Origin of the sequence: Veillonella sp. CNR 79/14 (genome assembly GCF_003992185.1) — a bacterium.
Classification (GTDB): domain Bacteria; phylum Bacillota; class Negativicutes; order Veillonellales; family Veillonellaceae; genus F0422.
The window spans coordinates 87,003-111,544 of sequence record NZ_RQVH01000003.1; the positions used below are offsets into that span (position 1 = coordinate 87,003).

25 protein-coding genes, 1 tRNA gene and 1 pseudogene are annotated in these 24,542 nt (G+C 39.4%); 3 read left to right on the forward strand and 24 right to left on the reverse strand.

What is annotated here, in order from left to right:
* Positions 1–19: 19 nt before the first annotated feature.
* From dpaL to modA, 17 genes and pseudogenes are all read right to left on the reverse strand, one after another.
* Positions 20–1,228, reverse strand: a complete 1,209-nt coding sequence (dpaL, locus tag EO119_RS01465; RefSeq protein WP_126940410.1) for a diaminopropionate ammonia-lyase — start codon at positions 1,226–1,228, stop codon at positions 20–22.
* Positions 1,206–1,874, reverse strand: a complete 669-nt coding sequence (locus EO119_RS01470; protein WP_126940411.1) for a helix-turn-helix transcriptional regulator — start codon at positions 1,872–1,874, stop codon at positions 1,206–1,208. Before EO119_RS01470 ends, dpaL begins: the two co-directional genes overlap by 23 nt.
* A 219-nt stretch (positions 1,875–2,093) precedes the next feature.
* The gene (locus EO119_RS01475; protein ID WP_009353334.1) at positions 2,094–3,281 is read right to left on the reverse strand and encodes an NADP-dependent malic enzyme; all 1,188 of its coding nucleotides are present in this window, start codon (positions 3,279–3,281) and stop codon (positions 2,094–2,096) included.
* 11 nt (positions 3,282–3,292) lie between these two features.
* The gene (gene speD / locus EO119_RS01480) at positions 3,293–4,081 is read right to left on the reverse strand and encodes an adenosylmethionine decarboxylase (protein WP_009353328.1); all 789 of its coding nucleotides are present in this window, start codon (positions 4,079–4,081) and stop codon (positions 3,293–3,295) included.
* Positions 4,082–4,179: 98 nt separating this feature from the next.
* Positions 4,180–4,800 carry an XTP/dITP diphosphatase gene (locus EO119_RS08185; protein WP_240632798.1) on the reverse strand — a complete coding sequence of 207 codons (621 nt, stop codon included), beginning with the start codon at positions 4,798–4,800 and terminating at the stop codon, positions 4,180–4,182.
* Positions 4,792–5,517, reverse strand: a pseudogene (gene rph / locus EO119_RS08190) (ribonuclease PH); the annotation flags it as partial. The gene EO119_RS08185 and the pseudogene rph, both read right to left, overlap by 9 nt.
* 504 nt (positions 5,518–6,021) lie before the next feature.
* The gene (locus EO119_RS01490; RefSeq protein ID WP_009353352.1) at positions 6,022–6,789 is read right to left on the reverse strand and encodes an amino acid ABC transporter ATP-binding protein; all 768 of its coding nucleotides are present in this window, start codon (positions 6,787–6,789) and stop codon (positions 6,022–6,024) included.
* A gap of 9 nt (positions 6,790–6,798) precedes the next feature.
* Entirely contained in the window at positions 6,799–7,458 is a 660-nt protein-coding gene (locus EO119_RS01495) for an amino acid ABC transporter permease (protein ID WP_206168781.1), read from the reverse strand.
* A gap of 2 nt (positions 7,459–7,460) precedes the next feature.
* Positions 7,461–8,282, reverse strand: a complete 822-nt coding sequence (locus tag EO119_RS01500) for an amino acid ABC transporter substrate-binding protein (protein WP_126940412.1) — start codon at positions 8,280–8,282, stop codon at positions 7,461–7,463.
* Positions 8,283–8,502: 220 nt separating this feature from the next.
* Positions 8,503–8,790, reverse strand: coding sequence for a hypothetical protein (locus EO119_RS01505; protein WP_126940413.1), 288 nt, complete (start codon positions 8,788–8,790; stop codon positions 8,503–8,505).
* A gap of 115 nt (positions 8,791–8,905) precedes the next feature.
* Positions 8,906–9,199 carry a hypothetical protein gene (locus tag EO119_RS01510; protein ID WP_126940414.1) on the reverse strand — a complete coding sequence of 98 codons (294 nt, stop codon included), beginning with the start codon at positions 9,197–9,199 and terminating at the stop codon, positions 8,906–8,908.
* 92 nt (positions 9,200–9,291) lie between these two features.
* Positions 9,292–9,792 carry a hypothetical protein gene (locus tag EO119_RS01515; RefSeq protein ID WP_126940415.1) on the reverse strand — a complete coding sequence of 167 codons (501 nt, stop codon included), beginning with the start codon at positions 9,790–9,792 and terminating at the stop codon, positions 9,292–9,294.
* Between the two features lie 175 nt (positions 9,793–9,967).
* A complete protein-coding gene (gene trpS / locus EO119_RS01520; RefSeq protein ID WP_126940416.1) occupies positions 9,968–10,954 on the reverse strand; it encodes a tryptophan--tRNA ligase in 987 nt (328 codons plus the stop codon).
* 8 nt (positions 10,955–10,962) lie between these two features.
* Positions 10,963–12,795, reverse strand: coding sequence for a glutamine--fructose-6-phosphate transaminase (isomerizing) (glmS, locus tag EO119_RS01525; protein WP_126940417.1), 1,833 nt, complete (start codon positions 12,793–12,795; stop codon positions 10,963–10,965).
* 454 nt (positions 12,796–13,249) lie between these two features.
* Complete coding sequence (locus tag EO119_RS01530) at positions 13,250–13,876, reverse strand: ATP-binding cassette domain-containing protein (protein ID WP_126940418.1); 627 nt, start codon at positions 13,874–13,876, stop codon at positions 13,250–13,252.
* Positions 13,877–13,885: 9 nt separating this feature from the next.
* On the reverse strand, positions 13,886–14,545 hold the full coding sequence (modB, locus tag EO119_RS01535) for a molybdate ABC transporter permease subunit (RefSeq protein ID WP_126940419.1): 660 nt from the start codon (positions 14,543–14,545) through the stop codon (positions 13,886–13,888).
* Positions 14,542–15,330, reverse strand: a complete 789-nt coding sequence (gene modA / locus EO119_RS01540; RefSeq protein WP_126940420.1) for a molybdate ABC transporter substrate-binding protein — start codon at positions 15,328–15,330, stop codon at positions 14,542–14,544. The genes modB and modA overlap by 4 nt, the downstream gene beginning before the upstream one ends.
* 148 nt (positions 15,331–15,478) lie before the next feature.
* On the opposite strand from modA, the gene EO119_RS01545 reads away from it, so the two are divergent.
* Entirely contained in the window at positions 15,479–16,459 is a 981-nt protein-coding gene (locus EO119_RS01545; protein WP_126940421.1) for an AEC family transporter, read from the forward strand.
* Positions 16,460–16,716: 257 nt separating this feature from the next.
* Here EO119_RS01545 and EO119_RS01550 read toward each other — a convergent pair whose 3' ends face one another.
* Genes EO119_RS01550 through EO119_RS08240 form a run of 4 tightly spaced genes read right to left on the reverse strand, consistent with a single transcriptional unit; the run spans position 16,717 to position 19,313 of the window.
* The gene (locus EO119_RS01550) at positions 16,717–17,013 is read right to left on the reverse strand and encodes a metalloregulator ArsR/SmtB family transcription factor (RefSeq protein ID WP_009353411.1); all 297 of its coding nucleotides are present in this window, start codon (positions 17,011–17,013) and stop codon (positions 16,717–16,719) included.
* A gap of 32 nt (positions 17,014–17,045) precedes the next feature.
* A complete protein-coding gene (locus EO119_RS01555; RefSeq protein WP_126940422.1) occupies positions 17,046–17,672 on the reverse strand; it encodes a hypothetical protein in 627 nt (208 codons plus the stop codon).
* Positions 17,669–19,096 carry a DUF2157 domain-containing protein gene (locus tag EO119_RS01560; RefSeq protein WP_164725657.1) on the reverse strand — a complete coding sequence of 476 codons (1,428 nt, stop codon included), beginning with the start codon at positions 19,094–19,096 and terminating at the stop codon, positions 17,669–17,671. The genes EO119_RS01555 and EO119_RS01560 overlap by 4 nt, the downstream gene beginning before the upstream one ends.
* A gap of 52 nt (positions 19,097–19,148) precedes the next feature.
* Positions 19,149–19,313, reverse strand: coding sequence for a universal stress protein (locus EO119_RS08240; RefSeq protein ID WP_371666276.1), 165 nt, complete (start codon positions 19,311–19,313; stop codon positions 19,149–19,151).
* A gap of 37 nt (positions 19,314–19,350) precedes the next feature.
* Here EO119_RS08240 and EO119_RS01570 point away from each other — a divergent pair, with 37 nt between their 5' ends.
* Positions 19,351–20,562, forward strand: coding sequence for an ISL3 family transposase (locus EO119_RS01570; RefSeq protein WP_126940382.1), 1,212 nt, complete (start codon positions 19,351–19,353; stop codon positions 20,560–20,562).
* A 12-nt stretch (positions 20,563–20,574) separates the two neighbouring features.
* Here the strand turns inward: EO119_RS01570 and EO119_RS01575 are convergent, their stop codons facing one another.
* Complete coding sequence (locus EO119_RS01575; RefSeq protein WP_126940424.1) at positions 20,575–20,994, reverse strand: universal stress protein; 420 nt, start codon at positions 20,992–20,994, stop codon at positions 20,575–20,577.
* A 230-nt stretch (positions 20,995–21,224) separates the two neighbouring features.
* Complete coding sequence (locus EO119_RS01580) at positions 21,225–22,433, reverse strand: MFS transporter (RefSeq protein WP_062401530.1); 1,209 nt, start codon at positions 22,431–22,433, stop codon at positions 21,225–21,227.
* A gap of 289 nt (positions 22,434–22,722) precedes the next feature.
* Between EO119_RS01580 and EO119_RS01585 the strand changes: the two genes are divergently transcribed.
* Positions 22,723–22,811, forward strand: a tRNA-Ser gene (locus tag EO119_RS01585).
* A gap of 437 nt (positions 22,812–23,248) precedes the next feature.
* Here the strand turns inward: EO119_RS01585 and uraA are convergent.
* The gene (uraA, locus tag EO119_RS01590; protein ID WP_126940425.1) at positions 23,249–24,526 is read right to left on the reverse strand and encodes a uracil permease; all 1,278 of its coding nucleotides are present in this window, start codon (positions 24,524–24,526) and stop codon (positions 23,249–23,251) included.
* Between the last annotated feature and the right edge of the window lie 16 nt (positions 24,527–24,542).

Sequence of the window (24,542 nt, forward strand, 5' to 3'; positions counted from 1 at the left end):
TATGACTTAAATAGTTAGATTAAAATTTTCCTTGCCACACAATTTCTTGATAACGTGTTGGGTCAGTGTCTCCTTCTGTGGAGAAGCAAAGTACTTTAGAATCTTTAGTAAGTCCTAATTCTTCTTTCAAATCTTTATATTCTTCCATAGTCATAGCGGCTGCTACTAAACCAAATGGAACAGCTCCAGATTCTCCAGAGATAATGCTTGCATCGCCTTTAATTGGTGCTGCAGACATTCTCATACCTAAGGATGCTACCCAATCTGGTGCAGATACAAATACATCCACATGGTTTTTCAAAATATCCCAAGAAATCGTATTTGGTTCACCACAAGCGAGTCCTGCCATGATTGTTTGTAAGTCGCCGCCTACGATACGTAAATCGCCATCGCCTGCTTTAGCACCTTTGTATAAGCAATCCGCTGCAGATGCTTCTACTACTACAATTTTAGGTTTCACAGGTGCATCTTTATAACGATTTACCACATAACCAGTAACAGCACCAGCTAAGGAACCAACCCCTGCTTGTACAATTACGTGTGTAGGTACATCTACGCCAGCTTTTTCTAATTGTTCAGTAGCTTCTAGAGCCATTGTGCCGTAGCCTTGCATGATCCATGTAGGAATTTCTTCATAACCATCCCAAGCTGTATCTTGGATAACAACACCATGATCTACTTTTTTGGATTCTGCAGTAGCTAAACGTACACAGTCATCATAGTTCATTTCTTCGATAGTTACTGTAGCACCTTCTGCTGCAATATTTTGTTTACGAGTTTCTGTGGAACCTTTTGGCATAAATACCACTGATTTTTGACCTAGTTTGTTTGCTGCCCAAGCAACACCACGACCATGGTTTCCATCAGTAGCTGTGAAGAATGTAGCTTGTCCAAATTCATCACGCAATTCTTTTGATGTCAAGATGTCATATGGCAAATCAGATACTTGTTTACCTGTTTCTTTAGCAATGAATTTCGCAATTGCATAAGAACCGCCTAACACTTTGAATGCATTTAAACCGAAACGATAGGATTCATCTTTAATGAATAAACGGCCTAATCCTAAGTGTTCTGCCATGCGTGGTAATTCAGTAAGTGGTGTTTCCTGATATTGTGGGAAACTCTTATGAAACTCGCGCACACCTTCACTTTCTTTTACATTCATTGCACAGGTGTTCAAATCCTCTGAAGCGGGCATAGTGTTCTTAACCCATTGAATTCGTTCCATGTAACTCTTCCTCCTCTTTTACTTGGTTCAAATCATTATATAAAGTAAATTTAGAAACGTTGAAATATTCCGATATTTTATCAGATGCCTTTGAAATCAAAAAAGCGCCCTGGCAATATAAATATCGTATTGCTTCCAAGCGCTCATTCTTATTCATTAAATGTGCTGGTCGCCCTACTACTTTTTCAGCTTGAGATAACATATCGCTCAACAAATCGCTAACAGATGTAACAATTCGTTCACCTTTTGTTTCCCACGCATGATTACTGGATGTAATAATCCGATCTAAAGAGTTTTGCAATGTAATAAAATCAGTAATATCATAATTGATACACAATAAATACTGTAATTTATCATTATCATCACGTATATACATCGTCGTCGATCGAAGAACTCTTCCATCTTTGGTTCGTGTGAGATAAGCTTGTTTACCCTGACACTGACCATCGTCATTTCGTATCGCATCTAGTACTGCATGCGAGGCGCCATCACCTACATCTCGGTTAGAAATATCTCCATGCTCAATATACACAATAGAACTCTCTAATGTCTCTATTTGCACGTCGTGAATCAACACTTCACATGAAGCTCCAAATTGTGTCGCAATACCATGCGCAATTACCTTTAATTGTTCTAATTTCATAATTGTCTCCTAACTATTTTTTAGGCTATCTAACAATTTATTAGGTATGCCCTTATTATAGCACTGTCATATCTATAATTCAATACTTTTTCTAAATATTTTTTAGGTTTTCTAATTTTTTGTTAGGTGATAATTTTCACTGCCTTCACATACAAAAAAAAGATAGAGGTAGGTTAAGTTTACACTTCAACCTACCTCTATAGTATATAAGAGTTCTTTATCTTAATAAGGAACTTCTGTTTTACGAGCTACACCCGTTTTAATTGCTGTTTCAGCAACTGCTTTTGCTACTGCTAATGGAACACGTTTGTCGAATGCATTCGCTACTACGTAGTCTTCTGCTAATTCTTCATCTGTTACAAGAGCTGCTAGCGCCTCAGCGGCTGCCAATTTCATTTCATCATTAATTTCACGTGCTTGTACATCGATGGCTCCACGGAAGATGCCAGGGAATACATTCACATTATTGATTTGGTTAGGCGCATCACTACGACCTGTACCCATAACACGTACGCCAGCTGCTTTCGCTTCTTCGTACATAACTTCTGGAACTGGGTTAGCCATAGCAAATACAATAGCATCATCCGCTAAGCTTTCCAAAATTTCTTTTGTGAAAGCACCTGCTGCAGATACACCTAACAATACGTCAGCGCCTTTTGCAATCTCTGCTAAGTTGCCAGTTTTTGTTTCTTGACCCAATGTTTTGATCAACTCAGCTTGTAAAGAATCAAGACGTTTGTAGTCTTTGTTCAATACACCGGAGCTTACCATTAATGTAATGTTACGAGCGCCTGCTAAGTATAATAGACGAGCAATATTGGCACCCGCTGCACCAGCACCGTTTACAACGATTTTAACTTTGGATAAATCTTTTTTCACAAAGCGAAGGGCTGCTTTTACACCTGCTAAGCAAGCGATAGCTGTACCATGTTGATCATCATGGAATACAGGGATTTCTAACTCTTTTTTCAAGCGATTTTCGATTTCGTAGCATTTAGGAGAAGAAATATCTTCTAAGTTAATGCCAGCAAAGTTTTTTTGCACTAATTTTACAGTGTTAATTAACACGTCTGGATCTTTTGTATCAATCACCAAAGGAATACAATCTACATTACCAAAGCGTTTGAATAATAGGGATTTACCTTCCATAACTGGAATCGCAGCAGCTGCTCCGATATCTCCCAAACCCAATACGCGAGTACCGTCAGATACAACGGCTACCATATTAGAACGACATGTTAAGTCGAAGGATTTGTCTTCATCTTCTTTGATATGAAGGCATGGTTCTGCTACACCTGGAGTGTATGCTACCGTTAAGTCATGAGCATCTTTTAATTCGTATTTTGTTCCAGTTTGCAAAAAACCTTTTAGTTCCAAGCGTTTTTCAATTGCCTCTTGTTTTACGTCCATGGGAAAACCTCCTAGATTTTCAATGATGGTAAGTTTCTACCGTAGAATATTTCCGCCATCTCTTGTTTGAGTTGTTGGTTAATTTGTTTGCGCTCTTTTAGCGTCAAATCTTCTTCGGTAATACCAAACAAATAATTATTAATGTCGTACTCTTTCAGCATCATTTTGGTATGGAAAATATTTTCTTGATACACATTCACATCGATCATATTGTAGAGATTACGTGTTTTAGAGTTAATGTAATTTTGAATGGAGTTCATGCGATGATCCATGAATAATTTTTTACCATGAATATCACGAGTGAATCCACGCACTCTATAATCTAAGCTGATGATATCAGAATCAAAACTATCGATAAGATAGTTTAATGCGTTGAGCGGAGAGATTTGACCACATGTGGACACGTCAATATCTGCACGGAATGTACTGACTCCATTGTCTGGATGACTTTCAGGATAGGTATGAACCGTCAAATGAGATTTATCGAGATGCATTACCACATCATCTTTATCTACTTTATCAACAGGTTCTTCCGAAATCAGGATGGTTACGCTTGCCCCTTGTGGATCATAGTCTTGCTTTGCCACATTCAACACATTGGCTCCGATAATATGTGAAACCTCTGTTAAAATATCAGTCAGGCGCTGTGCATTGTAAACTTCGTCAATGTATTCAATATATTGGCGTTTTTCTTCTTCTGTACGCGTATAACAAATATCATAAATATTAAAACTCAAGGTTTTCGTTAAATTGTTAAACCCATAGAGTTTCATTTTATTTGATTTTACAGATGTATCCATAACTTAATATCTGCCTTCCTTATAATACCTACCATTATTATATCGAATTAAATAAATATATTCAAGACTTTCGATATAAAATTTTCATTTTTTATTAATTACTTAATTATAGTGTGTCGCAATTGCTCCACCAATGCCCGTAGCGCCTTACCTCGATGGCTAATAGCTTGCTTATGTTCCATAGAAATATTGGCCATCGTCGTTTTTAATTTTGGAATGTAAAAGTATGGATCGTAACCGAATCCACCTTTTCCCATTGGGCTTAACTGAATAAGTCCTTCACAAGTGCCTGTAGCTCGAACACATTGTCCATCCGGTGTAGCCCATACAAGAGCACATTGATAACGTGCTGTTCTATCACTTGGAGTAACATCCACCAATTCCGCTACTAATCGTCGATTATTATCTTCATCACTGCGATGCAGTCCTGCATAGCGCGCAGAATATACACCTGGTGCACCGCCTAAGGCATCTACTTCTAAGCCAGAATCATCTGCCACGCAAGGTAAACCACAAGCCTCTGCATAGTATAAAGCCTTTAATTCTGCATTTTCCATAAAGGTAGTGCCAATTTCTTCTGGTTCGTCAATATCTACAACGTCATCTATCGTACGCACTTCAAAGCCTAATTCTTCAAAGGCTGCGGTAAACTCTCGAATTTTCCCTTTATTCCGTGTGGCTAATACCACTGCTTTCGGTGCATTTTCATGACCCACCATGTTACCAATTTCACCTAATGCTTCACGTTGTACCGCCATTAGTTGTTGTGTACCAGCTTCACCTAAATCTAATAGGCTATTCAACTCATCTCTTGTGAAAGTCCCATGTTCACCTGTTCCTTGCACTTCTACTAATTGGCCTTTACCGGTACAAACCACATTCATATCCACAATGGCTGCACTATCTTCTTCATAGCACAAGTCTAGCATAGGACCATCTTCACCGATTCCCATAGAAATAGCTGCTAAATAGTCCGTTACAGGAAACTTACCATATCCATCGTACATAGAATAGATAGCATCTACTAAAGCCACAAAAGCCCCTGTAATCGAGGCAGTACGAGTGCCACCATCAGCTTGTAGTACATCACAGTCTACCGTAATTGATACTTCGCCTAAAGCTTCTAAGTCTACAACAGCTCGCAAGGCACGACCAATCAAACGTTGGATTTCCACGGTGCGACCTGTCTGTTTACCTTTTGCTGCCTCTCTAGGTACACGAGTATGTGTAGCTCGTGGTAACAAGGAATATTCTGCTGTCACCCAGCCTGTGCCAGTTCCTTTCAAAAAGCGGGGAACGCGATCCTCAACGCTAGCCGTACAAAGGACTTTTGTATTGCCACATTCAATTAGTACAGATCCCTCTGCATAGGCAGTGTAATGCCTAGTAATTTTCACAGGGCGTATTTCTTTTAAACTACGACCATCAATTCGCATCGTCATTCCTCATTTCCCATTACAATCGGATTATACATACCTCTTATTATACACAATCTCATGGCGGATTGGCAATTTATGTTCGCCTTTGACTGAGGGCACTTTATCATGAGTAAGTAGGCTATGTTTTCCTCTCCTTCTCAGTCAGAATGCGGCATGCTTCCTCACAAACGGCACTTCGTAATGTTTGCTGCGGAGCATACCGCATTCTTCTCAACCTTTATCTTATATAGCAAAACTAGCCTACTTACTTATCTCTCCAGACCTCATACCTCCATTAGTCAAAGACAATCATCTACTTTGGATCCGTCTATACGATTGTGTATGATCATCGGTATGCGAGGGAGATCCTCAAGGAAACAGATTGTGCTTATCTCCGCAGAAATACGTATAAGACATAAAGTATAGTTGTACACAAAAATACGGCGCACCTCGCTACAAATATCATACAGTATTATTTGTAACTGGTGCTCCGTACGGTAATTTAAGTTCGATATATTGTTTTTATACTCGCAGCATGGAGTTTAGGAACGCTTGTGTTCTTGGGTTTTGTGGGTTCCCGAAGACCTGTTCTGGGGTTCCTTCTTCTTGTATTTTACCGTCTGCCATGAAGATGACTCTGTCTGCTACTTCACGAGCGAATGCCATTTCATGGGTGACGATGATCATGGTCATATCTTCTTCGGCTAGTTCCTTGATAGTCCGTAATACTTCACTGGTAAACTCTGGGTCCAAGGCTGATGTAGGTTCATCGAAGAGCATGATTTCTGGTTTCATCGCTAATGCTCTAGCAATAGCGACCCTTTGTTTTTGTCCCCCTGACAAGGTGCTAGGGTATACGTCTCGTTTATCCCAGAGACCTACTTTTTCTAGCAAGGACTGAGCCATAGGTAATATATCTGCCTCTTTCATTCCTTTCACCATGCGAGGTGCGACCATGATATTTTCTAGGACGGTCATATGTGGGAATAGGTTAAAGGATTGGAATACCATCCCCATTTTCAGCAAAATTTGTTGCTGTTCTTCTTTCCCAACATAAACCGCTGCGCCTGTGTTCGCCGGTGTGTCCACCAAGGTCGCCCCATCGACCCTGATTGTCCCTTTTTGTATGCTTTCTAGTTGTCCTAAGCAACGAAGAAAGGTGGATTTACCCGATCCAGAGGGACCGATGATGGACACCACTTCGCCACGTTCCATGGATAGTGACACGTCTTGTAAGACCGCCACCGAGCCAAAGCTCTTTTCAATATGTAACATGTCTATGAAAGCCATGGTCTCCTCCTAATCTTCGTAAATCGCCATGCGGCGTTCTAAATATTGATACAGTTTCGTCAACACAAATGTCATAGCCAAGTAGAATACACCAGCTACGATGAAAGCTGTAATGTCAAAATCACGTTGTACAATGCTGCGTGTAATGCGCAAGATATCATTCATAGCTAAGACATACACCAAGGATGTATCTTTCAGCAGTGTAATCGTTTCATTTGCCAATGGTGGCAATACACGTTTGATGACCTGCGGCAAAATGATTTTGTACATCGTCTGCACATAGGTAAAGCCTAATACCTTCGCTCCTTCATACTGCCCTTTTGGAATGGATTGAATGCCACTACGGAAAATTTCACATAAGTAGGCAATGTAATTCAACACGAAGGACAGTACCGCCGCCGTCATATCTGTGAGTTCAAAGCCATCAATCATAAATGGCAAACCGTAATAGATGAGCAAAATTTGTAACATTAACGGTGTGCCACGCATCACGTATACGTAAGCATCCACGATCGTCGTCACCACTCGGTTTGTACTCAATCGGAGCAACGCCAAGAGTAATCCTCCTGGCACTGACAAGATGATGACGATGAAGAACAAGGACAAGGTCACTTGGAATCCGCCAGCAATAGCCGGAACGATTTGTAACATATACTCCAATACGTCCATGTTTATTTATACTCCTCTTTCGTCAAGATAGATGTACTGCCAAACCATTTTTGCACCAATTTGTCAGCCGTACCATCATTCATCACTTCTTGTAACGCAGCGTCAACTTTTGCTTTCAACGCTGCATCTTCTTTGCGCATACCTACACCTACTTTTTCACTGGCGAAGGAACCTGTGGCTACAGTGAATACATTGTTACCTTTTTTATCGATTAAATAACGGCCTACCATTTCATCCACCACGACCGCATCGATGCGTCCTAATTCTAGATCCATGAAAGCATTCACATAATCGCCATATTCTTTGATTTCTTTAAAGTTTTTAGATTGTGGATCATTTTTTACCGCTTCTAAACCAGTAGAACCTGATTGAACGCCTACGCGTTTGCCATCAAGTTGGGATTTGTCAGCAATCCCAGAATCAGATTTTACGGCAATAATTTGGTCCCCACGAAGATATGGTTTAGAGAACAAGATGTTGCGCTCCCGTTCCTTCGTAATGGTTAAACCATTCCACAACACATCAATACGTTTAGATTTTAGTTCTGCTTCTTTACTATCCCAATCGATAGATTTAAATTCCACTTCAGAACCAATACGCTTTGCCACTTCTTTCGCAAGATCGATATCAAAACCTACGAGTTCACCTTTTTCATCTTTAAATCCCATAGGAGGGAAGTTATCATCTAAACCGATGACAATTTTCTTCGGCACCTCTGTGTTCGCCTGTTTTGTAGACGCCCCACAACCTGCCACTAACCCCACAATTACCAATGCACTAGCTGCTGCTAATACTGTTTTAGAACATGTTTGTAACCAATTCATAGTACTTTCTCCTCTCTACAGGTATGTAATCTCTATTTCATGATTACATTATACTTTAGTTAATTAAAGTTGTAAAGAGATAAATTACAAAAATTTTATCATGTATTATGAAAGTAATTTATACTGACAACGCCCTTCCAATAACTAACTATCAAAACAAAAAGCGATATAGTAAGTTATGTACTCACTATATCGCTGATTTGCTCTTTACCTATATGTTTTATATCAATGCATGCTCTTTCGCAATAGCCTTTACTTCTTCTACAGTAAAGTTAGTGACTTCTGCAATCATTTCTAAGGACAAATGCTTACGCAACATCTGAATGACAACCTCAGCTTTACCTTCTGCCCGACCTTCAGCCACGCCTTCTTTCCAATATGTATAATGATCCATTGATAGCATTGAATATTCCTCCCTCCAAGCCTCACAATGTTTTGCTTCATCTACGGCACTTTCAATATCTCTTAGTAACTCATCCGATGCAGCATGACCATCTACGTAATCCAAGAACCGTTGCAGCGGTTTTGAAATATCATTATAAAGAAACTATGTCAGAACAAAAAGTTAGAATCTATAGATTACACCTTAAGCTGATCTTTAAATTATATCTATATATGATAGGTTAGTAGAGGAACTCAAAGATAACATAGGATAGTCCAGAACAAAAGCATACCCAAAACCAAATGAGTTCATTACCTGTACCATCATCCCAAGTGGCTTCATCAGAAGTAGCCAATAGGATAGCAAAAAATGAGTATACAAACGATAGAATAGGCGCAACGATAAGTCCTTTTTCAACAATCATATAGATACCCATAAGTGCTACTGCAATAGCATGAGGAACTACCATGATTCTGAAACTAAAGGCATACATTAAGACTGCATAAGCAGCGTGAATTAGCAATATACCAAACATATAGATTTTCCCCCTTGTATGAAAATAGACCCTGCCGAATAACAAACAGATATTACTCTTTGATAAGAGGGTAACATGTTTTATAATCCTATTCAAGTATTTTTATATCGACTCAGTGCCTTTAAGACTTTCATTTTATCTTGATGGCTCAGAAACTGTAAGCTAATAGGCACGATATATATACCGCCCGTTTCTGTTTGCACATACAAGGTTTTCCAGTCCTCTCCGAATCCCATGATGCCTTGATAATGCACAAAGGTCAAATATAAGTCCGGTGCAAAAAAACGTTCAATTCGTTCTTTTACCAATATAGGCGTTCGTTTCAGAATGAGCCCTTCTGTAGCAATATAAATCTCCACATCGTCTTGTTGGTACATGCGCAATAATGCGTAGGCAGATACAACCATAAGAAGAAGCATCCACATATTGAAGCTATGACCCAGTTCTCGATATAGAAGCACTCCACGATACAGTCCCCAAGCAGCGATAGCTGCATACACTAGTTGAAACCCCCATATCATAACAGAGGAATTATGTAATTCTTCTTGAATCGTTCCACAGGGAAACATGTTCTCTAATTCTTCACGTTTCATAGTTCCTCTCCCAAATAGCACTCCAACCTCTATGTATTTCCACTCAACACCTTTATAGACAGCATCTACTTGTCTGCTTCATACATATCCCACTATACTTCCTCACAACGTCTTAGTATAGATGATTAAAAAGATGTAATGAAATGCCCCAAAAGCATCTCATTACATCTTACTATTACTTACGTCGTAGGCCCATAGCTTCTTCTACACGAGCCAATGTTACATTCGCCACAGCGGCTGCTTTTTCAGCACCTTCTGTCAAAATCGTATCTAGCTCTGGACTGTCGATTAATTCTGCATACCGTTCATGGATCGGTGTCATCGCTCCTACTAATAGATCTGCAATATCACCTTTGAAAGTTCCATAGTTTTTACCAGCATACATAGCTTCAATAGCCTCAAAGGAATCTCCTGTTAAAGCATTGTAAATGCCCATCAAGTTGGAGATACCTGGCTGTTTTTCTTTATCGTAGCGCACGACCCCTTCAGAGTCAGTAGCTGCCTTTTTAATCTTCTTCACCACTACATCTGGTGTATCCAACAAGCGAATAGTCGCCCAATTATTATCATCGGACTTACTCATTTTTTTCGTTGGATCTTGTAAGGACATGACACGAGCACCACCTACGGTAGTTTTAATTTCTGGCATAGCAAATACTTCACCATATTTGAAATTGAAACGTTGCGCCAAGTCACGAGTAAGCTCGATATGTTGACGTTGGTCATCCCCTACAGGCACATAGTTGGTTTGGTATAACAAAATATCTGCTGCCATCAATGGTGGATATGTCAACAAACCAGCTGGGATGGTTTCCCCTTGTTTCGCCGATTTATCTTTGTATTGCGTCATACGCTCTAATTCACCGATGGAGCTTAAGGTTGTTAAAATCCAACCCAACTGCGCATGAGCAGGTACTTCGGATTGCACAAACAAAGTCACTTTATTAGGGTCCAAACCTACTGCTAAATATAAGGCAGCAAGGCTTCGAGTGTTGTGGATTAAATCCTTTGGATCTTGTGGTACTGTGATGGCATGTTGGTTCACGATACAGTAAAAACAATCATGGTCATCTTGGAATGTTAAGAAGTTGCGAAGAGCTCCAAGGTAATTGCCAATGGTTAACTCACCGCTAGGTTGTATTCCGGAAAATATAACAGACATAGTATCTCCTATTCTACGGTTACAGATTTTGCCAAGTTTCTTGGTTTATCTACATCAGCACCGCGAGTGATAGCTGCATAATAGGACAACAATTGCAATGGTACAACGGCTAAGATAGGCACTGTGAAAGCGTCAGTTTTTGGCACGAAGATAGTATGGTCAACATACTTCGCCAACTCTTCGTCACCTTTCATACCCACGCCGATGACAATGGCATCACGAGCTTTTACTTCTTTGATGTTGCTCATCATTTTTTCACGCACAGATTCTTGTGTTGCCAAGGCGATCACAGGAATACCTTCTTCAATCAATGCCAAAGTACCATGTTTCAACTCACCACCTGCATAGGCTTCTGCATGGATGTAAGAAATTTCTTTCAATTTCAAAGACCCTTCCATAGCTACGGCATAGTCGATTAAACGTCCTAAGAAGAATGCATCCTCTTTGTAACCATAATGGTTGGCAAAGGCTTTAATTTCGTCTACGTTTTCAAAGATTTCATGAGTTAATGTAGGCAATTCTTGTAAATTTGTCAAAATTTCGTGTTTTACTGCTTCATCGATGCGACCATTTAATTGACCTAAGTACACTGCTAATAACAATAAAGCTACTAATTGTGTAGTGTACGCTTTTGTGGATGCTACAGCGATTTCAGGACCTGCCCAAGTGTAGATTACTTGATCCGCTTCACGGGATACAGCGGAACCCACTACGTTGGTGATACCTAAAGATTTAGCACCTAAGCGTTTTGCTTCTTTCAAGGCAGACAATGTATCGCTGGTTTCACCAGATTGGCTGATGACGATGCATAAGGTATCTTCATCCGTTAATGGTGTACGGTAACGGTATTCAGAAGCGATATCTACTTCTACTGGAATACGAGCTAATTGCTCAATGTAGTATTTCGCTACTAACCCTGCATGGTACGCCGTACCACACGCTGTAATCAAGATGCGCTTGATGCCTTTCACTGTATCTGGTGTCCAGTTTAATTCATCATACACTACTTCTGTAGCATCTTTATTAATACGACCGCTCAACGTATCACGAATCGCTTTTGGTTGTTCGTAAATTTCTTTTAACATGAAGTGCTCATAGCCACCTTTTTCAGCCGCTTCTGCATTCCATGTGACATGGTAAATGTCTTTTTGCACTGGTTGACCAGCTCGGTCAGTGATTGTCACGCTATCTGGTGTCACAATAACAACTTCATTGTCGTTGATGATATATGTTTCACGAGTGCGTTGAATAATAGCTGGGATATCGGAAGCGATGAAGTTTTCCCCTTTTCCTAAGCCCACTACCAATGGATTATCTTTTTTTGTAGCAATGATTTTATTTGGTTCATCGGCACAGATCATCACCAAAGAGTACGAGCCTTCGATGCGTTCTAACATGCGACGAACTGTACTTTCAAAATTGCCATCGTACATATCGCTCAATAAGTGAGCTACTACTTCTGTATCTGTTTCAGATGTAAATTCAACACCTTTTGCCAACAATTCTTCTTTCAACGGCATGTAGTTTTCAATGATGCCATTGTGCACTACGGCAAATTTGCCATCTGTACTTGTATGTGGGTGCGCATTCATATCGCTTGGACGACCATGAGTTGCCCAACGAGTATGACCGATACCAATATGACCTTGGTTAGGATCTGCTTTCACCACAGCTTCCAAATTCGCCAAGCGTCCCATTTTCTTTTGTACTTTAATTACATTATTTTCGCCTACTACGGCAATCCCTGCAGAATCATATCCACGGTATTCTAATTTCTCCAAACCTTCCAGCATAAAATCTGCTGCATTTTCAAATCCAATATATCCTACGATACCACACATGGTATATTCCTCCTTGATTAATTCATTCTTGTTGCTTCTGAAAGTAGCCTTTGTGCACCTAGTTACCTTGGTGTTTTGCTCTACCTTTACGACTGAAGCTAGCCGAGAGGCATCCGCTGAATTTCGATACTCCTCTACCTCGTCCGCTGTGAAAGCTGTCTCTTTCCAGCGCTTGCGCTATTCGCCTTTACGAATTTGGTACCTCCTTTGTCATTGTTTCGACAGTTCTTTTGACTATGCCTAAGTCTTTAAAAATAGTCATAATCAGTAGTATTATACTTCATATGAGCAACAACTGTAAAGAAATAAACACATATGCCCCCAAAACATTGAAGGACACATGTTCGTATCACAGCACAATGATACTAGCATATCCTCCTAAATAGGGGAAAAGTAATATAGAGGAACGCTGACCTAAGTGTATCAACATTCCTCTATTATGCTATCATGCTATTTACGCCTCTTCTGCAATCATCCCATCACGACACAACAGTCGATGATTCCCTACCGCAGCAGCCTCTTCTTCACTGTGCGTGACCCATAAGCAGGGGATAGCCCATTCAGAAATAATAGCTACTAAATCTTGTTGCAACTGAGCACGTAAGTTCACATCTAACGCCGTAAGCGGTTCGTCTAGGATAAGTAATACTGGTTTTGAGTACAGTGCTCGTCCTAATGCCACCCGTTGTTGCTCCCCACCAGACAAGCCTTTGGCTTTCTTCTTAAGATGTGGTGTCAATCGCAAACGCTCCACAATATGATCGAACAACTCTGGAGAACCTTGCTTACTATATCGGATATTCTCCTCCACGGTCATATGAGGAAACACAATATTGCCTTGCGGCATATAGCCAATGTGTCGTTCTTGGGTAGGTGTTACTACCTTCTTTCCCTCAAACCATACCACATCATTGGCTGTAATCCTACCTTCTTTAGGCGTTAATAATCCACATAAAGCTTTCAAAAATGTAGATTTTCCACTGCCAGAAGGGCCCATCAATGTAGTAATACCTTCTTGTAATGTACCTTGGGCTTTCACAACAAAAGTACCTCGTTCTATGACGATATCAAAGGAAATCATAGTACCTCCTTACCGATTTGAGAAGAGGGATCCTTTTGTTAGACCTTGAATGGCCCACACAAGCCCCAATGTTAAAATACAAATATAAATCACAAGTTCAAAGGCCCCACTATAATCGCCAAATTCTACGAGAGAATAAATGGCTAAGGGCATCGTCCTTGTAATACCTGGAATATTTCCAGCAATCAAAATAGTGGCACCAAATTCTCCTAATCCACGGGCAAAGGAAAGGATGGATCCACTGAGAATTCCTTTCCACGCTAACGGCAAGGAGATAGTCCAAAACACACGAAACTCCGAGGCTCCTAATGTACGGGCTACATCTTCCATATCGCTATCGATAGCGGCTAGCGCTGTTCGAACAGATTGATAAAACAGAGGAAAACTCACCACGGCGGATGCAATAATTGCCCCTAACTTAGAGAAGACCACGCGAATTCCATGCGCCTCTAACCAAGCTCCAAAGGCATTGCCTGGAGAAAATATGATGAGCAACACAAAGCCTAATACCACTGGTGGTAATACCAAGGGCAATGTAAAGAAAGAATCAATTAAAGATTTTCCTGGAAAGGCATAATGTTTCATCACATAGTTCAAACTAAGTCCAAAAATGACATTAATCAAAAGTGCCAGAAAGGCAACTTCGATGGATAGTTGTAAGGCTATCATTTTTGAGCTGGCTCAGCGAAGCCCCATTTGGCTAATACTTCGTTAGCTTCTTTACTTGTTAGGAACGCATAAAAATCTTCAGTTAATTTATTTTGGTTCTTTTTCACCACACCGATAGGGTACTCGATAGGTGCATGTAATTTAGCATCCACTGTAGCAGAAATATCTACTTTATCTTTCAATGCTAAGGCATCAGTTTTATATACGAATCCTACATCAGCTGCGCCTTCCGCAATGTACGCACCTACTGCTTTTACATCTTTCGCAAATACAATATTAGGTTCTACTGCATCCCACAAATTAGCTTTGGTTAAGGATTCTTTCGCATATTTACCAGCTGGCACTGTTTCTACTGTGCCGATAGCTACGCGTTTTGCATTCGTAATATTATCTAATGTCACAGCTTCTTTACCTTTTGGTACAATCATCACCAATGTATTCGCTACGAATGGACGAATGTTATCCATTAATCCTTTTTCATTCAATTGATCCATATTCTTTTTGTTCGCAGAAATAAAGATACTGGATGGCGCGCCTTCTTCAATTTGTTGACGCAAAGTGCCAGAACCTGCATAGACAATATTCACTTGTTCAGGTTTTAAGTTATGTTTTTTCACATAGTCTGCTTTTAATTCTTCCAATGCCCCCTGCATACTAGCTGCTGCAGATACAGTGATTGTTTCATTTGTAGATGGTGCTGTAGACGATGTAGTGCCTTGTCCACCACAGCCAGCTAATGCTAACATACCTGCCATAACTAACCCCATTAACCAATTACGCTTCATAATGATATCCTCCCTAATTTAAATATATACACTTAGAAGCTTACTACATATTCTCATTATACTAGAAAAATGATATTAAGCAAAATGATTTTAATTACATGTGGTACAATAGAGATGACAACTATACAACCTAAGGAGGTTATCCATTATGGATTTATTTTTTCACATCATTCTCACTAGCATCGTCCCCATTTTATTACTTACCCTCATGGGGGTCTTACTAGATCGATGGTTTCACCTCGATTTACGAACTTTGAGTAAGTTGAACTTTTATTTATTTCTGCCCGCCTATATTTTGAAATCCTTTTATGTCACTGATTTAACCCATGAAAGTTTTGAAATTTTTGGCTGTGCCCTCATCATTTTATTTGCTAACTCAGCATTAGCAGGCATCGTCGCTAAGTGGCAAGGTTATAATTTAGGAAAAACAGAAATCGTCCGCAATGCAGTGATGTTTTCCAACATTGGTAACTTAGGAGTAGCCCTAGGAACTTTCGTCTTTGCCAACGAACCATACATCATCGATGGTGGTACCCCCTATTTACATGATGGAGTCATCGCCATTATCGCTACCTTTATTATCCAAACTGTATTCTGTAATTCCTTGGGATTCTATCAAGCTGGCAAAGGAAAGTTAACCACTGCAGAATCTTTACGTACTATCTTACATATTCCTATCATTTATTGCGTACCTATATCTATCATAGCTCATTACTACATTCCTATCGATTTCACCCAAACCATTATATGGGGGCCTTTAGATATTTTTGGGCGCTGCTTTGTTGGTGCCGCTATGCTGACTCTAGGAGTACAGTTGAATCGAACACCTTGGAACTTTATCAAAAAAGATGTAATGATTACATCTTTCTTGCGGTTAATCGCAGGTCCTGTATTAGCATTAATTGTAGTACTTCCTATTACCATGTACTACACACCACTAAGTGCTATTGCAGCGCAAAGCATTATCATCGCTTACGCAGTCCCATCTGCAGTAAACACTGCCCTCATGGCAGTGGAGATGAACAACAATCCAGAACTAGCTACGCAAATCGTACTAGCTACTACAGTTCTTTCTTCTTTCACCATGCCACTGGCAATTTTATTGGCCTACTATGTATTTCCCTTATAACTAATACTATGATACGTCAATTCGCTTATACAGGCACACTACATAAATTCTGTATAAATAACGTATAAATACTATTTAGATAGACAACCTAGCATTCTAGATACGTACTCATACACAAGAACTACTACGATATATTCCATCCTTACATAAAAACATACAATAATAAAACCCTATTCAACACTACATCAGTACAATGTTGAATAGGGTTTTTCCATGCAAAAAGGGCTGCTTTCGCAACCCTTCTACATGTTCTACACTTATTGATGTCCCACGTGTTCTAATCCTTGACGAATAAGAACAATTACATGGTCATCATTTAAGCGATACCAAGCTGTTTTTCCTTCTTTTCTAAATGTTACAAGTCTTGCTTGACGCAACACACGTAACTGATGAGATATAGCTGACTGGCCCATATCCATAGAATCTGCAATTTCAGTTACACACATTTCTTTCTGAAGCAGATGTCTAACAATACGCAACCGCGTTGGATCCCCTAGGACCTTGAATAGTTCAGCTAACAATTGTGTTTCCAACTCTTGTTGATTTGTTTCCATCTTAACCTCGCTATCATATAGTAGTCCGTCCTCTAATTAGAGTTCGGTATTACTATTATATCATCTTTTTCTTGTTCTGTATCACCAATTTTTTCCAAAAGAACTCGTGAATCTTTTTCTTGATCCACTACGCTCTCTGGCGTAGCTAATTCCAATGGTACCCCCTTGGCATAAACACCAGTGACGACTCCATAGCCATCACGTAATTTCAAGGTGCCAATTAAAGTACCACGATAATTGGTATAAAACTTACTATCTACCTTGCTAAGGTCTACTTTCACACGATTGAAAGGAATTGAAAACTCCACTACACCATGATCAAATCGTTTCACATTAGCCCGAATGTATTCTTGATCTTTTGGAGTTTCATCAGTGGCGGATACCACTTGCAATACACCAGACTGTTTAGGTGTTACAACAATATATACTTCATGTCCTACTTCTGGAGTTTGCTTCCCTTCCCAATTCGCATAAGACCCTAAAAACTCTATCTCTAAGTAATCTGACGGAACCCATCCAATATGTCGACTTACTTTCACAGGCCATTGGTATTCCGCACCACCTTGTAGCAAGGTCGTATATCGTTGTTGAATATAGAATTGACTTAGCAAGGCAACGATAGCAGCCAGAGCAAAGACAATCCATTTTTGATATCTCATCGTTCTTCCTCCTTCACTACACCCTCAGAGTCTACTACTTTCACGTCCTTTGATATAACTTGCTCTCCTAACGTGAATTCCTCCACTGTTGGATCTGTTGACTGACGACGAGCTTGTCGAACACGCTGATTTACCTTAACCCTTTGTAGTCGTTTACGCCATAAATATAAGGCATTGATACCTAATACAATGCCCCCTAACACTAAGAACGATACACCTCGCTCCACAAAAGTAAAGCTAGGATCAAAGAATCGAGCACCAAACATAGCAATTAGCGTCAAAATACTACTATTCAATAAGCTCACCTTTTTCACCAAGGTGCCACGAATAAAAGTCCCTAAAGCTGCTACTAAAATATATGCATTAAATAGGATGGACGTCAAAATAGGTGTCGCCCCAGAGACAGTGACCACATAGCATCCAAAGATTACAAAAGGAATCAATCCGATAGTGCTTTCAATACGCTTAGCTAATACTAAACGACGCAATACAAGAACTGCTATGCCTAAGCTCAATACCATGCAAAACCATAGCCACCATGCCATGGTGCTTTCACCAATGCGCATCCATGTACTAATGTAAGTACCTTCCACAATGGTGTACAACAGAGCAATGGCACCTACGCCTTTACAAGGAAGTGCTAAGAGGGCAATTTTCTTTTCTAATGTGCCTAAGCCGTAGGTAACGGCGCCCAATACACTAATAAAAAATAAATTCATTTGTGGCTCATAGGTGGATAAGATGAAGAATACTTCACCAAAAATGGCACCAATAAAGGCCCAAGATACAGATACTAACAAGGAATCTTTCGACCCTTGATACTTACCAAATCTACGGATATAGTATGGTACTGCTACTAATAAAAGTCCTCCCACTGCTACAGGCCCTACCCAAGTATTTAGAGGATGACTAGAAAAACTCCACCCCAATACACCAATAAGATATAAAATCATACCTAGAGCCGAGTCCAAGACATAAATAATCGGCAAGGCACAGCAAAGAATGATAAGCACATATAGCCCCATATGCTCGCCTGTATAGAAAGTATCTGCTACCAACAAAGTAGTGGCTGTCAACAGTCCCATATAAATAACAGTAATGCTTTCTGCTATCATGCTAGCTGGCTTTGCTTTCCATACACCACCACCGACCACAGCAATAGCTAATAACAAGATTGCCAAGGACCAATCAAATCGTCCATTAGGTGAAAAACCATACCAGTATCCCGCAAAAAGCAAAATAATTCCCAACAAAATAAGTATAGCTCCAGCTAAAACTGTAATTAATCGTGTCCAAGATGGGCCCTCTTTAGGGATAAAACCGTACTTTGCTTGTAGCTGATGGCTCTGTTCTTCTGAAATAATTCCCTCTTCTTTCCATTGGTCAAGCTCTTTGTGCAACCAATGTATATGTTTTACATTCATATGCCTCTCCATAAAAAAAGGCTTTGCTCAGAGAACAAAGCCTTATATCCTATTATTTAACAATCAATACTGGACATGTGGAATGACTAGTTACATAACTACTTACACTACCCATAAATAAGGCTCTATAATAAATGTTGGGGCTACTCATATAAGAGTAGTCGCCAACATTTTTTGTTGCAATAAAATAGACATATACAGACTCATACCGTATCATAAAAGTAACCACACAATTAAGAAAGGATGAGTCATATATGTCTACAGTTAATTATACAGAAATTATCTTTAAAATTAAAGAGGAATATATCAAACATACAAGAGTAAATGAGGACGGTTCTGTTCACTTTACTCTTGAGATGCCAGTAGCTGAACAAGTGTGTCCTCATTGTGGAGAGAGCACTAGAAAGTCTAAAGGTAAACGATCTAGGGAGGTTAAATTTGGTGTTATACAACATCATCCTGTGACTGCTACATATTTACAAAGACGCTACACATGCCAGGAGTGTCATCATACTTTCATAGAAAAGAATCCTTTTGTTAGCCGTTATTTGCAAATTAGTAAAAGTAATATGGAATATCTATTTAGGCAATTTAGTGAAAAAGGATCTTTTACCGAGATGGCTAAGCGCAGTGACATTTCTGTATCTACAGTCATTCGATATTGTTCTAAGTTAGCTATTCCTAGGCCAAAGAATCTACCTACTGTATTAGGTATCGATGAGTATAAAGGTAATGCTGGAGGTCAAGTATACCAAGTTATCATTACGGATATAAGGAATCATTCCATCGTGGATATTTTACCTAAACGAGATACTAATGCACTAATTCAGTATTTTTCTAGCTTTTCTAGAAAAGCTAGAAAACAAGTTACATATATTATTATGGACATGTCTCCGTTATTTAAGTTAGTGATGCAAACTATGTTTCCTCATGCACATATTGTAGCTGATCGCTATCATGTATGTCGCTTAGTGGATTGGGCTGTAGAACGAGTACGCAAGAGAGAGCAAAAGATATTAGTAGCACATTCTAAAATGCTCAAACATAACCGAAGAATACTTATGAAAAATCCTGACAGATTAACTGAAAGCGAACAGATAAAACTACAGGAAATATTACGTATCTCTGATGATTTACGGATTGCTTATGGACTTAGATTAGCCTTTAGAAAGATATTTAAAACCTTTAGCATTCATAACATCGAAAGACATTTACAGTTATGGCTGAACATAGTAGAAAGAAGCCATTTAGTAGAATTTAACAATTTTAAACTATCTTTTACTAATTGGTTCCCTCAAATTGTCAATGCCTTTGTATTACCATATTCCAATGGATTTACTGAAGGTTGTAATAACAAAATTAAAGTATTAAAGAGAATAAGTTATGGGTTACGCCATTTTGAACGCTTTAGAGTTCGTATACTTATGTTAAGCAAAAAGAATAGCACTAGCTATTTCCATAGCTAGCGCTAAAAGCTTTTACATGAGTAGCCCCCACATTTGACAAAGAGCCATAAATAAACCTTTTAAAGGTCCCAATCCACGGCTCCCCATAACAATTAAGTCTGCATCATATTTTTTAGCTACCGCTAATACAGCAGGTCCAGGAGACCCTACTTCAAAGACGCATTTAACTTTCATATCAGCTGGTACCTCTTCTGCTACTTCGCTCAAGATTTTTTTACCTGTTTCTTCCATATCTTCAGCAATTTGTTCAGATACATAACCACCACTGATTGGAGTTTGGTCAAAATTAGAAATTGCGGATACAATGTTTGCTACGTGCACTAAAATCAATTCCGCATCATTACGTTTAACAATTGCCAATGCATGTTCTAACGCTCTTTTACCATTTTCCGATCCATCTGCAGGAACAATTATTTTTTTATATTCCACCATAGTAAGACCTCCTCCATATTGTCACTGTGCTACTATGTAACTTGCCTATATCACTATAATTCGACATAGACTTGAAAATTCCTTTTCTTTACTCTTATTGTCTCACAAAATCTGAATCTTCGCAAATGAAACTTGCGTCACGATAATATCTTTATGGTGTTCTTTGGACATGCCACTTTTACATTATGTTCCTCAAAGTTATAAGGAGTACCTCATAAAAGCGTATATTCTTATTTTAGTCGAATTAATGACAATAAAATAGCTCCAATAATTGGGGAGATGGACAATGCCATTAAGGCTGTTTGGTAATTGCCAGTAGCTGTTAATACTGTGGACAAAATGATAGGTGCTGTGAGTGCGCCAATTTGGTTAAATAGATTTACGAACCCTGCTGTGGTACCTCTTAGTTCTGGTGGTGCTGCTTGGATAATGATAGCATTGGTTAATGGGCTATACATAAATGCTCCCATACCTAATAGAGGGGCTGTAATGTATAACATATCTGGATTGGTTGTGTTCGCAAAGATTAGCAAAGCTGGAGAGAACAAAAACATAACGATGGCCGCTAAATAGTTTCGTGGTAAAGAAATTCTATCTGAAATGAATCCGATAGTCGGTTTGGCAATCACTGCTGCAATACCGTAAATACTCATAATAGCGCCTGCAAAGATAGGTGTCACATGCAATTGTTTCACTAAATACAAGTTAGCCCAAGTGGTAACACCCCAAGTAGTGCCTGTTGCGAAAAATCCCATCACTGCTAACAATAAAATGTTGCGGTTTGTTCCTACAAAACGTAAGCTTTGTGCTAATGACATGCACCGTGGTTCTGTTCCTTGTACTTCTACTGTATGGTTCTTTCTGAAAGCTTGTACTTCTTTCACCGTAAACAAAGCTAAAAAGAATACTAGTAATGGCAATAAAGCGGTAATTAAAAATGCCATTTGCCATCCGTAATGGACAGCCACAAATGGTGCATATCCGTTAACCACGGTAATCCCAAATGATGTACAACTCATGAAAATACCTACAGCGGTACCACGTTGTTCTGCACTGAAATGCTCTCCAATAGCTTTCAAACAAGCAGATTGTACAGGGCCTGATACAATACCTAATAAGAAGCGCAACACTAAGCCATATTCATAACTTTGCACAGTACTCATAAGCCCCGTTACAATAGCCATAGCCACTAAACTACCTAAGATAGATTTACGATAGCCAAATCGATCCGCTAACAGACCTCCTGGTAATACAGTCAATGCATAACCAAAATAAAAAGCCGTCAAATACGACGTTCCTTGTTGCGCTGTAAAATGTAAGGCCTCATTTACAATTGGCATCAACGATGACCATGATAAGCGCATCACAAAACTTAACAAAAAAGTTAACCACAAAGTCAGCAGTATACCTGTTTGTGTAAGAGTAAACCCTTTTTTCATGTAATACCTCCTATGGAATACCACAAACCTATTTATACAGATCTAATCTGCATAAAATTATAACATATGCACCTTAAATTCACATCTTTATTCTTTAATTATACTTTGACTGATTCTATGGTGTAAAGCTAGCATGACAGCATACTACAATAATTTATGCGTATCTCATAACACCTATTCTTCAGAATATTTGAAAAAACTCTTCTAAAATAAGCACTACAAATATACATCATATTCTGATTGACAAAAGGTCTAGTTCAATGATAGACTATATCTAGTTTTTATATTTGGAGAGGTGTCCGAGTGGTTTAAGGAGCTGGTCTTGAAAACCAGTGACTCCGCAAGGGGCCGTGGGTTCGAATCCCACCCTCTCCGCCACAATAAGCTGTTATCAACATGATAACAGCTTTTTTATTTCCCCGTAGAATCGCAGTTCTGCGTAGTAGCCCTGTGGCGCTCCTTACTATCTACATTACATAAACTCAAGAAGAGCACGGTGTGCTGTAAACAAACTATGATAATGTCACGTTCATTTATATCATAATTACATATGCCCTAAAAGAGCACGGCATGTTCCTGAAGAAACATTATGAAATACCGTTTCTGAAAGAATGTGCCGTGCTCTTTCCCCCGTAGAATCGCAGTTATGCGTAGTAGCCTCGTGGCGACCCTTACTATCTACATGACACAAACACAAGAAGAGCACGGTGTGCTCCGAACAAACATTATGAAATACCGTTTGTGAGGAGTATACCGTGCTCTTCCTTTTTATCATATTCAATTAATAACGCCACAGGCTACATAGGGGAGCAAGATTAGTCTTTGAGTTCCGCATTTCCAAGTCCTGTTTTACGGAAAATCGCAAAGATAACGCTCAATAAGATGGCTGTTACTGTTGCCAATCCCATACCTTGCAGTACCACTGGGCCGATTGCTAATTTAGCACCGCTCAAGCCGATAACTAGTACTACAGAGGTTAAAATTAGATTAGAAGATTTTGTATAATCCACTTTACGTTCTACCAACATACGTAAACCAGAGGCAGCGATGATACCGAATAATAAAATACTTACACCACCCATTACTGGAACTGGGATAGCATGGATTAAAGCTGCAACTTTACCAACGAAGGAGAACAAGATAGCAAGTACTGCGGCGCCAGCGATAACAAAGGTACTGAATACACGTGTAATCGCCATAACACCGATATTTTCTCCGTATGTTGTATTCGGTGTAGCACCAAATAAACCGGATAACACATTAGATAAACCATCTGCAAATAAAGAACGGCTCAATCCTGGATCTTTCATTAAATCACGACCAATGATATTACTTGTTACTACAATATGACCCACATGTTCTGCAAATACTACGAATAAAGCTGGCATAATCATTAAGATAGCATTGATATTAAATTCTGGCTCATAGAATTGAGGGAATGCAAACCAAGGAGCATTGGCTACGCTTGCGAAATCTACTACTCCCATGATTGCAGCAGCTACATAGCCAGATACCACACCAATTAATACTGGAATCACTGCAAAGAATCCACGGAATAATACGGTACCCAAGATTGTCACAGATAAGGAAAATAAGGATAAAAATAACGCTTGCTCATGAGTCATGCCAAAGCTTTGCCATTGATCTCCAATGATACCTGCCATACCCATAGCTACAGGGGCAACTTCTAAACCGATAACCGCAACAATCGCGCCCATTGCGGCAGGAGGGAATAATACATCAATCCATTTAATACCAATATATTTAACTAACAAAGCCAATAGCATAAAAGACACACCAAAGGCAATAAAACCACCTTGTGCTGCTCCATAGGTCATGCCAGAGGCTACCACAGCACCTACTGGTCCAATGAAAGCAAAGCTAGAACCTAAATAGGAAGGAATCTTTCCTTGACAAATTAATACGTATAAAATAGTTCCAATACCGTTCATGAACAGGGACGTCGCTGGGTCAACTTTCAATAAGAATGGTACTAATACAGTAGCCCCAAACATAGCAAATAAATGCTGAAAACTAAGTGGCAATAACTTAGCGAAAGACGGGCGTTCGTGAACATCAATAAAATCTTTCATGGTGCATCTCTTTCTG

Coding starts and splice junctions, on each gene's coding strand:
- dpaL (WP_126940410.1), bottom strand. CDS start 1,228: ATGGAACGAATTCAATGGGTTAAGAACACTATGCCCGCTTCAGAGGAT.
- EO119_RS01475 (WP_009353334.1), bottom strand. CDS start 3,281: ATGGACGTAAAACAAGAGGCAATTGAAAAACGCTTGGAACTAAAAGGT.
- speD (WP_009353328.1), bottom strand. CDS start 4,081: ATGGATACATCTGTAAAATCAAATAAAATGAAACTCTATGGGTTTAAC.
- EO119_RS08185 (WP_240632798.1), bottom strand. CDS start 4,800: ATGGTGGGTCATGAAAATGCACCGAAAGCAGTGGTATTAGCCACACGG.
- EO119_RS01490 (WP_009353352.1), bottom strand. CDS start 6,789: ATGGCTTTCATAGACATGTTACATATTGAAAAGAGCTTTGGCTCGGTG.
- EO119_RS01495 (WP_206168781.1), bottom strand. CDS start 7,458: ATGGACGTATTGGAGTATATGTTACAAATCGTTCCGGCTATTGCTGGC.
- EO119_RS01500 (WP_126940412.1), bottom strand. CDS start 8,282: ATGAATTGGTTACAAACATGTTCTAAAACAGTATTAGCAGCAGCTAGT.
- EO119_RS01510 (WP_126940414.1), bottom strand. CDS start 9,199: ATGTTTGGTATATTGCTAATTCACGCTGCTTATGCAGTCTTAATGTAT.
- EO119_RS01515 (WP_126940415.1), bottom strand. CDS start 9,792: ATGAAACGTGAAGAATTAGAGAACATGTTTCCCTGTGGAACGATTCAA.
- trpS (WP_126940416.1), bottom strand. CDS start 10,954: ATGTCTGTTATATTTTCCGGAATACAACCTAGCGGTGAGTTAACCATT.
- glmS (WP_126940417.1), bottom strand. CDS start 12,795: ATGTGTGGTATCGTAGGATATATTGGATTTGAAAATGCAGCAGATTTT.
- EO119_RS01530 (WP_126940418.1), bottom strand. CDS start 13,876: ATGATTTCCTTTGATATCGTCATAGAACGAGGTACTTTTGTTGTGAAA.
- modB (WP_126940419.1), bottom strand. CDS start 14,545: ATGATAGCCTTACAACTATCCATCGAAGTTGCCTTTCTGGCACTTTTG.
- modA (WP_126940420.1), bottom strand. CDS start 15,330: ATGAAGCGTAATTGGTTAATGGGGTTAGTTATGGCAGGTATGTTAGCA.
- EO119_RS01545 (WP_126940421.1), top strand. CDS start 15,479: ATGGATTTATTTTTTCACATCATTCTCACTAGCATCGTCCCCATTTTA.
- EO119_RS01550 (WP_009353411.1), bottom strand. CDS start 17,013: ATGGAAACAAATCAACAAGAGTTGGAAACACAATTGTTAGCTGAACTA.
- EO119_RS01555 (WP_126940422.1), bottom strand. CDS start 17,672: ATGAGATATCAAAAATGGATTGTCTTTGCTCTGGCTGCTATCGTTGCC.
- EO119_RS01560 (WP_164725657.1), bottom strand. CDS start 19,096: ATGAATGTAAAACATATACATTGGTTGCACAAAGAGCTTGACCAATGG.
- EO119_RS08240 (WP_371666276.1), bottom strand. CDS start 19,313: ATGATACGGTATGAGTCTGTATATGTCTATTTTATTGCAACAAAAAAT.
- EO119_RS01570 (WP_126940382.1), top strand. CDS start 19,351: ATGTCTACAGTTAATTATACAGAAATTATCTTTAAAATTAAAGAGGAA.
- EO119_RS01575 (WP_126940424.1), bottom strand. CDS start 20,994: ATGGTGGAATATAAAAAAATAATTGTTCCTGCAGATGGATCGGAAAAT.
- EO119_RS01580 (WP_062401530.1), bottom strand. CDS start 22,433: ATGAAAAAAGGGTTTACTCTTACACAAACAGGTATACTGCTGACTTTG.
- uraA (WP_126940425.1), bottom strand. CDS start 24,526: ATGAAAGATTTTATTGATGTTCACGAACGCCCGTCTTTCGCTAAGTTA.